This window comes from Mycolicibacterium hodleri (assembly GCF_025822245.1).
GTDB lineage: Bacteria > Actinomycetota > Actinomycetes > Mycobacteriales > Mycobacteriaceae > Mycobacterium > Mycobacterium hodleri.
In genome coordinates, this window is sequence record NZ_JACKTL010000061.1 from 77,710 (window position 1) to 92,746 (window position 15,037).

The window sequence follows — 15,037 nt, forward strand, 5'->3', positions numbered from 1 at the left end:
GCCGAGACGGGAGAACCGAATCCTCAGGACTGCGCGAGGACCGCACGGGCCCGCGCGGTGTCACGGTCCATGGCCACGACGAGGTCGTCCACCGAGTCGAACTTCTCCTGTCCGCGGATGCGCGAGACGAAGTCGACGGCGACGTGCTGGCCGTACAGGTCGGCCTCGGTGTCCAGGACGAACGCCTCCACCGTCCGGGTGCGGCCGGAGAAGGTGGGGTTGGTGCCGACCGAGACGGCGGCCTGGTACCGCTCCCCCGGGGTGACGGTGCCCATGACGGGTCCGTGCCCGAGGACGGTGAACCACGCCGCGTAGACCCCGTCGGCGGGGATCGCCGAGTACATCGGCGGTGCGACGTTGGCGGTCGGGTACCCGAGCCCCCTGCCGCGGCCGTCACCGCGGACCACGACCCCTTCGACGCGGTGCGGCCGACCCAGCGCCTCCGCCGCGGCGACGACGTCACCGGCGTCGACGCAGGATCGGATGTAGGTGGAGGAGAACGTGACGGTCCCGTCGCGACCGGTGTCGGAGACCTCGGAGACCAGGGACATGCTCTCCACCGCGAACCCGGCGCGCTCGCCGGCCTTGCGCAGCATGGTGACGTTGCCCCCGGCCTTCTTGCCGAAGGTGAAGTTCTCGCCGACGACGACCTCGACGACGTGCAACCGCTCGACCAGCAGTTCGTGGATGTAGCGCTCGGGCGTCAGCTTCATGAAGTCGGAGGTGAACGGCATGACGAGGAAGACGTCGACGCCCATCTCCTCGACCAGCTCGGCGCGCCGGGTCAGGGTGGTCAGCTGAGCGGGATGGTTGCCCGGGAAGACGACTTCCATGGGATGCGGGTCGAACGTCATCAGCACCGTCGGCACGTCGCGGGACCTGCCCGCCTTCACCGCGTGGTTGATCAGTTCGGCGTGCCCTCGGTGGACACCGTCGAACACACCGATCGTGAGGACGCACCTGCCCCAGTCCGTGGGGATCTCGTCTTGGCCCCGCCAGCGCTGCACGACGGCAAGCCTACGACGCCCCGCGGCGCCCGGCACCGTCAGATGCCCGGATGGCGGACCGATTGCCTAAACTTCTCTGATTATGAGCCCCGACGACACTGCTCGCGACTTGTCATCGGTTGCCGAGGACTACCTGAAGGTGATCTGGACCGCCCAGGAGTGGTCGGTCGACAAGGTCAGCACCAAGATGTTGGCCGAACGCATCGGGGTGTCGGCCAGCACGGCCTCGGAGTCCATTCGCAAGCTGGCCGACCAGGGACTGGTCGACCACGAGAAGTACGGCGCCGTGACGCTCACCGACGCCGGCCGCCTCGCCGCGCTGGCGATGGTCCGTCGCCACCGGTTGATGGAGACGTTCCTGGTGCGCGAACTCGGGTACGGCTGGGACGAGGTGCACGACGAGGCCGAGGTGCTCGAGCACGCCGTGTCCGACCGGATGCTCGACCGCATCGACGCCAAGCTCGGTTTCCCGACCCGCGACCCCCACGGCGACCCGATCCCCGCCCGCGACGGCAGGGTGCCGACGCCCGACGCCCGCCAGCTGTCGATGTGCCGGGACGGCGACACCGCCACGGTGGCACGCATCTCCGACGCCGACCCGGAGATGCTCCGCTACTTCGACAGCGTGGGCATCAGCCTCGACGCCCGGGTGACGGTGCTGGCGCGCCGCGACTTCGCCGGCATGATCTCGGTCGGCGTGGAACAGCCGGGGAGCGCAGCCACGGCGACGACCACCGTCGACCTGGGAAACCCTGCGGCCGAGGCGATTTGGGTGGTCTGAGCGGCCGCTACAGCGTCGACGGGCGGATGACCACGACGGACTTCGTCCGGGCTCCGTCGTCGGAGAGCAGCGCGATCACCCGACCGTCGGCGGCGGTCGCGGCGTAGACCCCGTCGATCCCGCCCGGGGCCAACGCCCGCCCGTTCGACGCCGACTCCGCCTCCGCCTCGGTGAGATCGCGGCGGGGAAACCCGAGCAGGCACGCCTCGTCCAACGAATAACTCAGCTGCGGAGATTCGGCCAGTCGTTCGAGGGTGTGTGCCTCGGCCAGCCCGTAGCGGCCCACCCGGGTGCGGCGCAGCGCGGTGAGGTGTCCACCGACGCCGAGTCTCGCCCCGACGTCGCGCGCGAGCGCCCGAATGTAGGTGCCCGACGAACAGTCGACCTCGACGTCGACGTCGACGAATCCGTCCAGCCGGCGCACCGTGACCACCTCGAAGCGCTCGATCCGGACCCGGCGCGGGGCCAACTCGACCACCTTGCCCTCCCGAGCCAGCTTGTAGGCGCGTTGGCCGTCGACCTTGATCGCACTGACCGACGACGGGATCTGGTCGACCTCACCCCGCAGTCCGGCGACGGCCGCCTCGATCTCCGCGTCGGCGACGTGCTCGGCCGACACCGTCTGCAGCACGTCGCCCTCGGCGTCCTCGGTGGAGGTCGTCTGACCCAGCCGAATGGTCGCGGCGTAGGACTTCTCCGTCGCGGTCAGCAGACCGAGGATCTTGGTGGCGCGCTCGACGCCGACCACCAGCACCCCGGTGGCCATCGGGTCCAACGTGCCGGCGTGTCCCACCTTGCGGGTGCCAAACAGCCTGCGGCACCGGCCGACCACGTCGTGGCTGGTCATTCCGGCGGCCTTGTCGACGACGACGAGTCCGGGCTCGACCGGGCTCACAGCACGATCGCCGTCAGCACCAGACCGTCGTCGACCGACCAGCGACCCGACAGCGAGGTCAGCGGCGGCCCCGACTCGGCCTGCGGGTCGACCAGGATTTGCGATTCGAAGCCGCCCGCGCTCCCCGACCCGTCGACGGTGAAGGTGATGTGCGCATCCTCGAAACCCAACCACCGGTGCGTCAACGGAAACCACGTCTTGTACGTCGCCTCCTTGGCGCAGAACAAGATTCGATCCCAGTGAGGCCCACCGGGAAGCGCCGCCAGCTCACTGCGCTCCTCGGGCAGGCTGATGGCGTCGAGCACGCCCTTGGGCAGCACGGCGTGCGGCTCGGCGTCGATGCCGACGGAGCGGACGTCACCCGCCCGCCCGACGACGGCGCCGCGGAAACCCTCGCAGTGCGTGAGGCTGCCGACCACCCCGTCGGGCCAGCACGGCTCGCCCTTGTCCCCCTTGAGGATTGGCACCGGCGGCAGCCCGAGGTCGCCGAGCGCCTGGCGGGCGCAGTAGCGCACCGTGACGAACTCGTTGCGCCGCTTGGCCACCGAGCGGGCGATCAGCGGTTCCTCCTCGGGCAGCGGCGTCAGATCGGGCGGGTCGGCGTACAACTCGGCCGAGGCGATCACCGCGGGTACGACGTTCGAAAGCAGCTTGCCCGTCATGCTCGCCTGCTCCTGATCCGCTCCTGCATCTTCTCCGCGTTGGCGCGCATCTCGGGAGTGACCTCGAAGTGACCGCCGAAGTCGTTGAGGTAACCGGGCGGGTACTGCGGGTCGGGCAGAATTTGGCGCATCCACCGATAGGGCTTGCGGCGGCGCCACTCTCGCGGATATCCGACGGAGACCTCCTCGAACCGCACCCCGTCGTACCACGTGGTGCGTGGGATGTGCAGGTGCCCGTATACCGAGCACAACGCGTTGTACCGGGTGTGCCAGTCCTTCGTCGCGGTGGTGCCGCACCACAGCGCGAACTCGGGGTAGTACATCGCCTCGCAGGGCTCGCGCACCAGCGGGAAGTGGTTGACCAGAATCGACGGCGTCAACCAGTCCAGGTCTTCGAGCCGGTCGCGCGTGACCTTGACGCGGTCGCGGCACCACGCGTCGCGGGTGGCGTACGGCTCGGCCGAGAGCAGGAACTCGTCGGTGCCGACCACGTTGCGCTCCCGCGCGATCGCCAGCCCTTCGGCCTTGGTGGCCGTGCCCGCGGGCAGGAACGAGTAGTCGTAGAGCAGGAACATCGGCACGACGGTCGCCGGGCCGCCCTCGTCGTTCCACACCGGATACGGGTGCTCCGGGGTCACGATGCCCATCTCGTCGCACATGTTGACCAGGTAGTCGTAGCGCGCCTTGCCGAAGATCTGCATCGGATCCTTGGCGGTGGTCCACAGCTCGTGGTTGCCGGGCACCCAGATGACCTTGGCGAAGCGTTTTCGCAGCAGATCCAGCGACCACCGGATCTCGTCGGTCCGCTCGCCGACGTCACCCGCGACGATCAACCAGTCGTCCGGGGACGACGGGTGGAGCGACTCGGTGACGGGCTTGTTGCCGGTATGGCCGATGTGGAGATCGCTGATCGCCCAGAGCGTGGGATGGCGACGGTCTTGTGACAGCGGAGACACAACGGTCCAGCCTACGTGCGCCGCGCCGCGAATCTCACCCGGCAACTAGAACGTGTTCTGCTTTTTGGCCCGGACGCCGACGCGGGACTTGTACACTCCCGCCAATGGACAACGAGCGCGGAACCCATGCCGCCGGGGGTGGCGTGGTCGGCAGAATGCGCCTGCTGTCGGCGATGTGCGCCCTGGTCGCAGCGGTGATCGTGGTCTGGCAGACCAACCCGATCACCCCGGCCGACGCCGGCTCCGTGGAGCTGCGGTCCACGTCGTTGCCCATCAGCGGGGTGTCCAGCAGCATCAAGTGGCCCGTGATCGAAACCACCGACCCGCGCCCGTTCGACCCGTGCGAGGACATCCCGATCGACGTGATCAACGGTCTGGGCCTGGGCTTCACCCCGCCGGAGCACGAGGACGGCCTGCGCTGCCACTACGACGCGGGCAACTATCAGATGGCCGTCGAGGCGTTCGTGTGGCGAACCTACGAGCAGACGCTGCCCGCCGACGCCGTCGAGATGGACATCGCCGGCCACCGCGCCGCGCAGTACTGGATCCTGAAGCCGTCGGACCGCAACAACCGCTTCTGGTTCAGCTGCATGATCGCCTTCGACACCAGCTACGGCGTGCTGCAGCAGTCGCTGTTCTACGCCCCGGTCTACAGCGCCGACGACGTCGACTGCATGCAGACCAACCTGCAGCGCGCCCAGCAGCTGGTGCCGTTCTACAAGTTCTGAGCGCACCGCGCCGGTGCGTAACGTGGCTGCCGTGGCTACCCGACTGAGCGCCAAGCGCATCGCCTCGCACACCCTGAGCCGAGTTCTCCACCTCCCCCCGCCGACGACGGACTTCACCGTGCTGCGCGGATTGCGGGTGCCGATGCGCGACGGCGTCGACCTCGTCGCCGACCACTACGCGCCGCGGACCGCCGCGCCGGCGGGAACGCTGCTCGTGCGCTGCCCCTACGGCCGCGCCTTTCCCTTCTCCACCCTGTTCGGCACCGTGTACGCCGCCCGGGGGTACCACGTGGTGATCCAGAGCGTGCGGGGCACGTTCGGGTCGGGCGGCGAGTTCACCCCGATGATCCACGAGGTGGCCGACGGTGCGGACACCGTCGAATGGCTGCGCCACCAGACCTGGTTCACCGGGTCGTTCGCCACCGTCGGCCTGTCCTACCTCGGCTTCACCCAGTGGGCCATCCTGATGGACCCGCCGCCGGAGTTGTCCGCCGCGGTCATCACCGTCGGCCCCCACGACTTCAGCCAATCCGCTTGGGGCACCGGCTCCTTCACCGTCAACGACTTCCTCGGCTGGAGCGACATGATGTCGCACCAGGAGGACGGGAGCCGGCTGGCCGGGGCGTTGCAGCAGGGCCGGTCGCGGCGCCGGGTGGCACACTCCGCCAACCAGGCACCGATGGGCCCGTCCGGGCGCACCCTGCTGGGCGCGGGCGCGCCGTGGTGGGAGTCCTGGGTCGAACACCCCAACCGCGACGACCCGTTCTGGGAACCCCTGCGGCTGACCGACGCGCTCGACCGCGTCGACGTTCCGGTGCTGCTCTTCGGCGGCTGGCAGGACCTGTTCCTCGACCAGACGCTGGCCCAGTTCGCACGGCTGCGTGACCGCGGCGTGACGACGGCGCTGACCGTCGGCTCGTGGACCCACACCCAGGTGATGACGAAGGGCGCCCCCACGGTCCTGCGGGAGTCGCTGGCATGGCTCGACGAACACCTCGCAGGCAAGCCGGCGCCCACCCGACGCCCGGTGCGAGCCCACGTCCACGGCGGAGTCGACCGTGGCGGCTGGCTCGACCTCGAGACGTGGCCGCCGACGATGCCCGAACTGGTGACGTATCTGCATCCCGCACACCGGCTCTCCGACGTCGCGCCCGAGGAGTCGGCGCCCCCGTCGGCGTTCACCTTCGACCCGGCCGACCCGACCCCCACCATCGGCGGCCGGCTGCTCTCGCCTGAAGGCGGGTACCGCGACGACACGCGCCTCTCGCTGCGCCGCGACGTCCTCGACTTCACCGGCGACCCCCTGGCCGCCGACCTGTACCTCGTCGGCAGTCCCGTGATCGAGCTGTCGCATTCGTGCGACAACCCGTACAACGACGTCTTCGTTCGGCTGAGCCAGGTGGACCCCGACGGAAGTTCGGTCAACGTCACCGACGGATTCATCAGGCAGACAACCGATTCCGGCGCCCTCCGACTGACCCTCGACGCCGTCGCGCACCGCTTCCCGGCGGGGTCGCGGCTGCGGGTGCTGGTCGCAGGGGGCTCGCATCCCCGATTCGTGCGCAACCTCGGCACCGACGAACCGCCGATCTCCGGCACCACGTTCACCCCCCAGCGACACACCATTCACCACGGTGCGGGCGGAGTGTCCCGGCTTGTGCTCCCGGCCGGGTCGCAACCCCCGTCAGCCCACTGACGCCCTGACCCGTTCGACGACCGCCGCCAACACCGCGTCGTCGTGGACGGGGTCGCCCCACCTCACCGCGACCGGCACGTCGACCCAGCTCTTGCAGCCCGCGTAGGCGGGGTCTCGCGGCAGCCGCACCGGATCGAGCAGCGGACGCGCCTGGACGACCAGCACCGTCAGCCGGTGCCTGGGGCGGAAGTCCACCCGATCCGACCGCACCGACTCCGACGTCCAGATGTGGGTGTCGGCCAACTCCTCCAGCCCGTCCAGCCGGTCGACGGCGACCGCGGCGACGACCTTCGCGCCCGCCCGAAGCACCACGTCGTCCTCCGTGCTGTCCGGCCCGGCGGTCTCGAGCAGGTGGCGATGTTCGGGACGGACGCGGTCGGCGTGCCCGTGGGCGACGGTCGGAAAGAACACGAACTCGCTTGCCGCGACGTCGAAGCGCTTCTCGTGGATGCCGCCCTTGCGCAACAGCACCGTCTGACGGCCGTCCAGCATGGCGTGCACGGCCGCGCTCCACTCCTTGAGCGCCGGTGTGCTCACGTCGCAGCGAGCCGGGCCCGCACCTCGGGCCGCCGCAGTGGCGGCACCGTCTTCGGCGGCTGACGGCGCGGCGGCAACGCGCTCAGCAGCCGCGTCGTCGTCGCGGTCACCTCGGCGACCGCGGCCTCGAAGGCATCGGCGTTGGCGGCCGTCGGCCGGGTGATGCCGCTGACCTTGCGGACGTATTGACGGGATGCGGCCTCGATCTCCTCGGCCGTCGCGGACGGCTCGAGGCCGCGCAGTTCGGTGATGTTCCGGCACATGCCGTCAACGATAGGTCGGGCGGTCGATACGGTGAAGGCATGCCGAGCACCGACGCCGAATCCGTTCTGCTGGTCGACACCACCGACCGGGTGCGCACCCTGACCCTGAACCGGCCTCGAGCCCGCAACGCCTTGTCCTCGGAGCTGCGCACCCGGTTCTACTCGGCGCTGCACGAGGCGGAGGCCGACGACGCGGTCGACCTCGTGATCCTCACCGGTGCCGACCCCGTGTTCTGCGCGGGCCTCGACCTCAAGGAACTCGGCGACACGACCCAGCTGCCCGACATCTCGCCCAAGTGGCCGGCGATGAGCAAGCCCGTGATCGGCGCGATCAACGGAGCCGCGGTCACCGGTGGTCTGGAGCTGGCGCTGTACTGCGACATCCTGATCGCCTCGGAGAAGGCGCGGTTCGCCGACACCCACGCCCGGGTCGGGCTGCTGCCGACGTGGGGCCTGAGCGTGCGGCTGCCGCAGAAGGTCGGGATCGGCATGGCCCGCCGGATGAGCCTGACCGGTGACTACCTCTCCGCCGACGACGCCCTGCGGGCCGGGCTGGTGACCGAGGTCGTCGGCCACGCCGACCTGCTGCCCGCGGCTCGCACGGTCGCCGCCTCCATCGTCGGCAACAACCAGAAGGCCGTCCGGGCGCTGCTCGAGTCCTATCACCGCATCGACGAACAGCAGACCCACGCCGGCTTGTGGATCGAGGCCACCTCGGCGACACGGTGGATGGCGGTGACCACCGGGGACGACGTCGCCGCCAGCCGGGCTGGGGTGCTCGAACGCGGCCGCACCCAGGTCCGCTGAATGGCGGACATCAGCCGGCGGACGTTGTTGACCCGCGGCGCAGTCGCGGCCGGTGGGGCCGTCGCGTTCTGTGGTTACGAGTTCCTCCGCCGGCCGGGCCGCACGGATGCCGCCGCATCGGGCGGTGACAAGCCCAACATCCTGGTCGTCGTCGTCGACCAGATGCGGGCACCGCAGTGGTTTCCCGGCGCCGGTGAGCTCGACGCGCTGCTGCCCAACCTGGCACGGCTGCGGCAGAGCAGCGTCTCCTTCGGCGCGCACTACACCGCCTCCAATGCCTGCACCCCGTCGCGGGGGGTGCTGACCACCGGGCTGTACTCGCATCAGACCGGTTGTCTCTACACCGGCGACGGCCCAAGCGAGTCGAGCCTCGCCCCGCAGTTCCCCACCTGGGGCACGATGCTGCGCGAGCAGGGCTATCGCACGTGGTGGTGGGGCAAGTGGCATCTCGGAGCGGCCGCCGACACCACGCCCGACGGCCTCGACGCCCACGGGTTCTCCGGCGGCACCTACCCCTCCCCCAACGGCGCACCCAATCAGGGATTGCGCAGAGACCCTGGCATCACCGACCAGTTCGTCGAGTGGTTCGACGCCCACGCCGCCGACGGACCCTGGTGCACGACCGTCTCCCTGGTCAACCCGCACGACATCATGTGGTGGCCGAAAACCCCGCTGCCAGAAGACGTCCCGCGGGTGTTCGACGCGAAACCGCCGAACTTCGAGACACCCGAGGATCTCCGGCGACACGGCAAGCCACGATTGCAGGTCGACTACGTCGACTTCGTCGCGCCACTGCTGGCCGGGGCGCTTCCGTACGCCGGCCCCGACGTCGAGAGGCAGTGGGCGCGCGGTCTGGACGTCTACCTGTGGCTGCAGCAGCAGGTCGACCGCCAGATCGGCAGGGTCCTCGACACGTTGGCCTCCCGCCCCGACGTCGACCGCAACACCGTCGTCGTCTTCACCTCCGATCACGGCGAATACGGCGGCTCCCACGGCATGCGCGGCAAGGGCGCCGCCATCTACGACGAGGCGATCCGGGTGCCGCTCTACGTCCGGGACCCCGCCAGTCGTCTCACCCCCACCCCTGGAGAGGTGCGTACGCAGCTGACGTCGAGCGTGGACCTCGCACCGCTGTTGCTGACGATCGGCGCCGGCGGGAACGGATGGCGCGGCGACTCCCGCCTCGCCCACCTCGCCAGCCGAGCCGACATCGCCGGAATCGCCGCGAGCGCGGCCGCACGGGGTCGGCCCTGGATCGCCCACGTCACCGACGACATCTCCGTAGAGGAGATGGCCGCCATGATGACGGCGGCGGGCATGCCGGCCGCGACCCCACCCACCGCGACACCCGGCCAGGTCCCCACCAACGCGCCCAGCCACATCGTCGCGGTCCGCACCCCGGCGGCGAAGTTCGGCGTGTACTCCCATTGGAAGCCCGGCGGGATGACGGTCGACCCTTCCCGCGAGGTCGAGCTCGAGTTGTACGACTATTCGACCCCGGACGGCCTTCGGGAGGTCGACAACCTCGCCGGGCGCAGCGCGTTGCAGCCAAAGCTCCAAGGACTGCTGGACACCGAGGTGAGAGCCGAAGTCCAGGCGCCGCTGCCCGCCGCGCTGCACCAGGCGCAGGAGCTCGGACTGGCCAACATGCAGCAGGTGACGGCGGCACGCGGCGGGTGACCGTCAGTGGGTGCCGGGCACCAGCCACCGGCCCGAGAACGCGCGCCACCCGACGAACACCAGTCGCAGCACCATGAACGTGGTCAGGCCCGACCAAATGCCGACCAGCCCCCACCCGTAGATCAGCGACAGCCAGATCAACGGCAGGAACCCGACGAGCGCACTGGCCAGCGTCGCGTTGCGCATGAACTTCGCGTCGCCCGCGCCGAGCAGCACCCCGTCGAGGGCGAAGACCACCCCGGCAATCGGCAACTGCGCCACCAAGAACCACCACGGCACGCCGATCGCGTCGAGAACCGACTCGTCGGAGGTGAACAGCCGGGGCAACGTCGTGGCCCCCACCGCGAACGTCGCGGCCAACACCGCCGCCGCGATGGTCGAGAAGACGGTCACCCGCCAGGCGACCGACTTGGCATGCGCCAGCAGGCCAGCCCCGAGTGCCGCCCCGACCAGGGACTGCGCCGCGATCGCCAACGAATCCAGCACCAGCGCAAGGAAACTCCAGAGCTGCAGCACCACCTGGTGCGCGGCGACCGCCGCCGCACCGAAGCGAGCGGCCACCGCGGCGGCGGAGACGAAGCAGGCCTGGAACGCCAGCGTGCGGACCACCAGGTCACGGCCCATCACGACCTGGGCGCGCAGCACCGCGAGGTCCACCCGCAGCGGCACCCCCTCGGCCAGCAGCGCCCGGCAGAACAGCAGCCCCGCCAGCCACTGGCCGACCAGGTTCGCGACCGCCGACCCGCTCACGCCCAGCCGCGGCGCCCCGAGCCAGCCGTACACCAGCACCGGGCACAGCACCGCGGACACCGCGAAGCCGGCCACCACGTACCGCAGCGGCCGCGAGGTGTCCTGCACACCTCGCATCCACCCGTTGCCCGCCAAGGAAATCAGGATCGCCGGCGCGCCGAAGATGGCGATCCGCACCCAGGGCAGGGCCGTGTCGGCGATCTCGCCGCCGTCGGCGATCACCGCCAGGATCGGTACCGCTGCCGCCTGGACCACCACGACGACGACCGTTCCGAGCGCGACGCCGAGCCAGGTGGCCTGCACGCCCTCGCCGACGGCCGCCGCACGGTCACCGGCCCCGAAGAACCGGGCGGCCCGCGCCGTCGTCCCATAGGACAGGAACGTCAGCTGCGAGGACAACAACGACAGGATCAGACCGCCGATGGCCAGACCGGCCAGGGCCACCGCGCCGAGCCGACCGACCACGGCGATGTCGAACAGGAGATACAGGGGCTCCGCGGCCAGCACCCCGAGTGCGGGCAACGCCAACCCGGCGATGCGACGGCCGGTGACCCGCTCAGCCAAAGCGCCCGCTGAGGGTCTCAGCCAAGGGCATCGGTCAGCGCCTTCACCACGGCGTCCACCGGCCCAACCGCCGAGTAGCCCGCGGCGAGCCGGTGACCTCCACCGCCGAAACCGCTTGCCACCGCCGCCAAGTCGACCTCGGACTTGGCGCGCATGGACACCGTCCACTGCTGCGGCTCGACCTCCTTGAACACCGCCGCCACCTCGGCCTGGGCCGTCGTGCGCACGATGTCGACGACGCTCTCGACCTCCTCGGGCCTGGCGTCACACCAATCCTGGTGTCCGACAACGGCATACACCAGACCGCGACCGGCAGCGGCCTCCGGCACCAATTGCGCCGACGCCAGCACCCGCGACAGCATCGGAAGCCAGGAGAACGGGTGGGTGTCCAGCAACGTGCGGCTGATCGAGGCGTTGTCGACCCCGAGCCGCAGGAGGCGCGCAGCCATCTCGTGCGCCCGCTCGCTGGCCCACCGGAACGATCCCGTGTCGGTGGTCAGGCCGGCGTACAGACAGTGGGCAACCCGCTCGTCGAGCGGCTTGCCCCACGCGTCGAGCAATTCGGCGATCAGCATCGTCGTCGAGTCCGCCGACGGGTCGACGTAGTTGGCCGTACCGAACAGCTGGTTGGAGGCGTGGTGGTCGATCACCAAGACCTCGCGGCCGGACTCGGCGAGTCCGAACAACCCACCGAGGCGGTTCACGCTCGGCACGTCGACGGTCACCACCAGGTCGCTGTCGTCGCGCATCTCGTCGGGGTCGACGAGAAGGTGTCCACCGGGCAGCGACTGCAGCGACTCGGGCAGGTCCGACGGGGCGGCAAAGCCGACCTCGACGCGCTTGCCGGCCCGTTCGAGGACCAGCGCCAAGGCCAGACCGGCGCCGATGGTGTCGGCGTCAGGAAAGACGTGGCACACCACGCTGACCGTGTCCGCCGCGTCGAGCAGCTCTGCAGCTCCCCGACCATCGACGCGCAACGATGACCGAGATAGTTCAGTCTTCGGGTCGATCGCGGTCATAGGTGTCCTCAGGGTCGAGCACGTCAGTGTTGTCCTCGGGCCCCCCGGCCACGTCCTCCGCCCCCGTCACACGGTACGGGTCTGGGTCACCGGCCGGAGTGGCACCCTGCCGAATGCGCGCCAGATCGGCGTCCGCCTGACGCGCGCGCGCCAACAGGTCCTCCATGTCGCGTGCCGTGTCCGGCAGCTTGTCGAGGACGAACGTCAACGTCGGCGTGAACCGAACACCCGTGCCGGCCCCGACCTTGGACCGCAGCACGCCCTTGGCACGTTCCAATGCCGCGGCCGCACCCTCGTAATCCGGCTCCTCGTCCAGGGTTTCACCCCGGACCGTGTAGAACACCGTCGCATCGTGGAGGTCGCCCGTGACCTTCGTGTCCGTGACGGTCACGAAGGCCAAGGGCGGATCCTTGATCTCGAACTCGATGGCCGAGGCGACGATGGTGGCGATTCGCTTGGACAGCTTGCGTGCCCGCCCCTCGTCGACCACTTAGGCCCGTGCCTTCTCGACGAGTTCGTACGCCTCGATGACGTCGCCTTCCTTGATGTCGTTGTACGTCACCGTCAGACCACACTCGTAGCCGTCTCGCACCTCGGTGACGTCGTCCTTCTCCCGCTTGAGCGAGGAGATGGTGACCGTCTCGGCCACGACGACGTTGTCCCGGATGAGACGCGCCTTCGCGTTGCGGCGGATGACGCCAGAGGTGACGAGGCAGCCGGCGATGTTGCCGACCTTCGACGACCGGAAGATCGCCCGGATCTCGGCACGGCCGAGTTCCTTCTCCTCGTAGACCGGCTTGAGCATGCCCTTGAGCGCTGCCTGGATCTCGTCGATGGCCTGGTAGATCACCGAGTAGTACCGGATGTCCACGCCCTCGCGGTTGGCCAGCTCGGTGGCCTTGCCCTCCGCGCGAACGTTGAACCCGATGATGATGGCGTTGGACGCCGACGCCAGGTTGACGTTGGTCTCGGTGACGCCACCGACACCGCGGTCGATGACGCGCAGCTCGACCTCGTCGCCGATCTCGATGCCCAGCAGGGCCTCCTCCAGCGCCTCGACGGTGCCGGAGTTGTCGCCCTTGAGGATCAGGTTCAGCTGGCTGGTTTCCTTCAGCGCGGCATCGAGGTCGTCGAGGCTGATGCGCTTGCGGCTACGAGCGGCCAGCGCGTTGCGCTTGCGCGCACTGCGCCGGTCGGCGATCTGGCGGGCGATCCGGTCCTCGTCGACGACGAGCAGGTTGTCACCGGCACCCGGCACCGACGTGAAGCCGATGACCTGGACGGGACGCGACGGGGTCGCCTCCTCGACGTCCTCGCCGTGTTCGTCGACCATCCGTCGAACACGTCCGTAGGCGTCGCCGGCGACGATCGAGTCACCGACCCGCAGCGTTCCGCGCGCGATGAGCACGGTGGCCACGGGACCACGGCCGCGGTCAAGGTGCGCTTCGATCGCGACACCCTGGGCCTCCATGTCGGGGTTGGCCCGCAGGTCGAGCGAGGCGTCCGCCGTCAGCAGCACCGCTTCGAGCAGCGCGTCGATGTTGGTGCCCTGCTTGGCCGAGATGTCGACGAACATGGTGTCGCCGCCGTACTCCTCTGCGACGAGGTTGTACTCGGTGAGCTGCGCCCGGATCTTGGCCGGGTCGGCACCCTCCTTGTCGATCTTGTTGACCGCCACCACGATCGGCACGTCGGCCGCCTGCGCGTGGTTGATGGCCTCCACCGTCTGTGGCATGACGCCGTCGTCGGCGGCGACCACCAGGATCGCAATGTCGGTGGCCTTCGCACCACGGGCACGCATGGCGGTGAACGCCTCGTGACCAGGCGTGTCGATGAAGGTGACCAGTCGCTCGTTGCCGTCCAGTTCGGTGAGGACCTGGTAGGCGCCGATGTGCTGGGTGATGCCGCCGGCCTCGCCCTCGCGGACGGTGGCGTTGCGGATCGTGTCCAGCAGTCGCGTCTTGCCGTGGTCGACGTGGCCCATGACGGTGACGACCGGCGGACGGAACTCGAGGTCCTCTTCGCCGCCCTCGTCCTCGCCGTAGGTGAGGTCGAACGACGACAGCAGCTCGCGGTCCTCGTCCTCCGGGGACACGACCTGCACGACGTAGTTCATCTCGCCGCCGAGCAGCTCGAGGGTCTCGTCGCCTACCGACTGGGTGGCGGTGACCATCTCACCGAGGTTGAACAGCGCCTGGACCAGAGCGGCCGGGTTGGCGTTGATCTTGTCGGCGAAGTCGACGAGCGAGGCACCGCGGGCCAACCGGATGGTCTCGCCGTTGCCGTGCGGCAACCGCACGCCACCGACGACCGGCGCCTGCATGTTCTCGTATTCGGCGCGCTTTGCCCGCTTCGACTTGCGACCACGGCGGACGGCGCCACCGGGACGACCGAACGCACCTGCTGCGCCACCGCGCTGACCGGGGCGGCCTCCGCCGCCACCGCCACCTGGGCGACCACGGAAACCACCGGCGGGAGCGCCACCTGGGGCACCGGCGCCACCGACGCCGCCACCGCGGTAGTTACCGCCGCCACCTGCACCGGGGGGACCACCGGGACGACCGCCGCCGCCGCCGGGTCCACGAGCACCCGGGCCGGGGCGAGGTCCGCCGGGACGACCGGCCGCACCTGGCCGTGCGCCGGGCGGACGGGGAGGCATGTTGCCGGGGGTCGCACCCGGGCGGGGTCCGCC

Annotated in this window: 15 protein-coding genes; 5 read left to right on the forward strand and 10 right to left on the reverse strand. The window is 69.9% G+C overall.

The window, feature by feature from the left end; translation table 11 throughout:
- Window positions 1-23: 23 nt before the first annotated feature.
- Entirely contained in the window at window positions 24-1,007 is a 984-nt protein-coding gene (locus H7J06_RS25560) for a bifunctional riboflavin kinase/FAD synthetase (protein WP_264042201.1), read from the reverse strand.
- 82 nt (window positions 1,008-1,089) lie between these two features.
- Here H7J06_RS25560 and mntR point away from each other — a divergent pair, with 82 nt between their 5' ends.
- Window positions 1,090-1,788 carry a manganese-binding transcriptional regulator MntR gene (gene mntR, locus H7J06_RS25565; RefSeq protein WP_264042202.1) on the forward strand — a complete coding sequence of 233 codons (699 nt, stop codon included), beginning with the start codon at window positions 1,090-1,092 and terminating at the stop codon, window positions 1,786-1,788.
- Window positions 1,789-1,795: 7 nt separating this feature from the next.
- Here the strand turns inward: mntR and truB are convergent, their stop codons facing one another.
- The 3 genes from truB to pptH are packed head-to-tail and all read right to left on the reverse strand — an operon-like array spanning window position 1,796 to window position 4,301.
- Complete coding sequence (gene truB, locus H7J06_RS25570; protein ID WP_264042203.1) at window positions 1,796-2,683, reverse strand: tRNA pseudouridine(55) synthase TruB; 888 nt, start codon at window positions 2,681-2,683, stop codon at window positions 1,796-1,798.
- Entirely contained in the window at window positions 2,680-3,345 is a 666-nt protein-coding gene (gene pptT, locus H7J06_RS25575) for a 4'-phosphopantetheinyl transferase PptT (protein ID WP_264042204.1), read from the reverse strand. Before pptT ends, truB begins: the two co-directional genes overlap by 4 nt.
- Window positions 3,342-4,301 carry an ACP phosphodiesterase PptH gene (pptH, locus tag H7J06_RS25580; protein ID WP_264042205.1) on the reverse strand — a complete coding sequence of 320 codons (960 nt, stop codon included), beginning with the start codon at window positions 4,299-4,301 and terminating at the stop codon, window positions 3,342-3,344. The genes pptT and pptH overlap by 4 nt, the downstream gene beginning before the upstream one ends.
- A 143-nt stretch (window positions 4,302-4,444) precedes the next feature.
- On the opposite strand from pptH, the gene H7J06_RS25585 reads away from it, so the two are divergent.
- The gene (locus H7J06_RS25585) at window positions 4,445-5,029 is read left to right on the forward strand and encodes a DUF3558 domain-containing protein (protein WP_264042225.1); all 585 of its coding nucleotides are present in this window, start codon (window positions 4,445-4,447) and stop codon (window positions 5,027-5,029) included.
- Between the two features lie 31 nt (window positions 5,030-5,060).
- A complete protein-coding gene (locus H7J06_RS25590) occupies window positions 5,061-6,725 on the forward strand; it encodes a CocE/NonD family hydrolase (RefSeq protein ID WP_264042207.1) in 1,665 nt (554 codons plus the stop codon).
- Here H7J06_RS25590 and H7J06_RS25595 read toward each other — a convergent pair.
- Together H7J06_RS25595 and H7J06_RS25600 are read right to left on the reverse strand one after the other, a co-directional pair.
- On the reverse strand, window positions 6,714-7,262 hold the full coding sequence (locus H7J06_RS25595) for a DUF1802 family protein (protein ID WP_264042208.1): 549 nt from the start codon (window positions 7,260-7,262) through the stop codon (window positions 6,714-6,716). The genes H7J06_RS25590 and H7J06_RS25595 overlap by 12 nt on opposite strands.
- Entirely contained in the window at window positions 7,259-7,525 is a 267-nt protein-coding gene (locus H7J06_RS25600) for a DUF2277 domain-containing protein (protein ID WP_264042209.1), read from the reverse strand. Before H7J06_RS25600 ends, H7J06_RS25595 begins: the two co-directional genes overlap by 4 nt.
- 39 nt (window positions 7,526-7,564) lie before the next feature.
- On the opposite strand from H7J06_RS25600, the gene H7J06_RS25605 reads away from it, so the two are divergent.
- Entirely contained in the window at window positions 7,565-8,332 is a 768-nt protein-coding gene (locus tag H7J06_RS25605) for an enoyl-CoA hydratase (protein WP_264042211.1), read from the forward strand.
- A complete protein-coding gene (locus H7J06_RS25610) occupies window positions 8,333-10,012 on the forward strand; it encodes a sulfatase-like hydrolase/transferase (protein ID WP_264042212.1) in 1,680 nt (559 codons plus the stop codon).
- Window positions 10,013-10,015: 3 nt separating this feature from the next.
- On the opposite strand, the gene H7J06_RS25615 is transcribed toward H7J06_RS25610, so the two are convergent.
- The 4 genes from H7J06_RS25615 to infB form a co-directional block, all read right to left on the reverse strand.
- Window positions 10,016-11,326 carry an MATE family efflux transporter gene (locus H7J06_RS25615; RefSeq protein ID WP_264042213.1) on the reverse strand — a complete coding sequence of 437 codons (1,311 nt, stop codon included), beginning with the start codon at window positions 11,324-11,326 and terminating at the stop codon, window positions 10,016-10,018.
- A gap of 17 nt (window positions 11,327-11,343) precedes the next feature.
- Entirely contained in the window at window positions 11,344-12,345 is a 1,002-nt protein-coding gene (locus H7J06_RS25620; protein WP_264042214.1) for a DHH family phosphoesterase, read from the reverse strand.
- A complete protein-coding gene (rbfA, locus tag H7J06_RS25625; RefSeq protein ID WP_264042215.1) occupies window positions 12,320-12,835 on the reverse strand; it encodes a 30S ribosome-binding factor RbfA in 516 nt (171 codons plus the stop codon). Before rbfA ends, H7J06_RS25620 begins: the two co-directional genes overlap by 26 nt.
- The coding region (gene infB, locus H7J06_RS25630) for a translation initiation factor IF-2 (protein WP_264042216.1) at window positions 12,836-15,037 on the reverse strand (2,202 nt) is incomplete at its 5' end.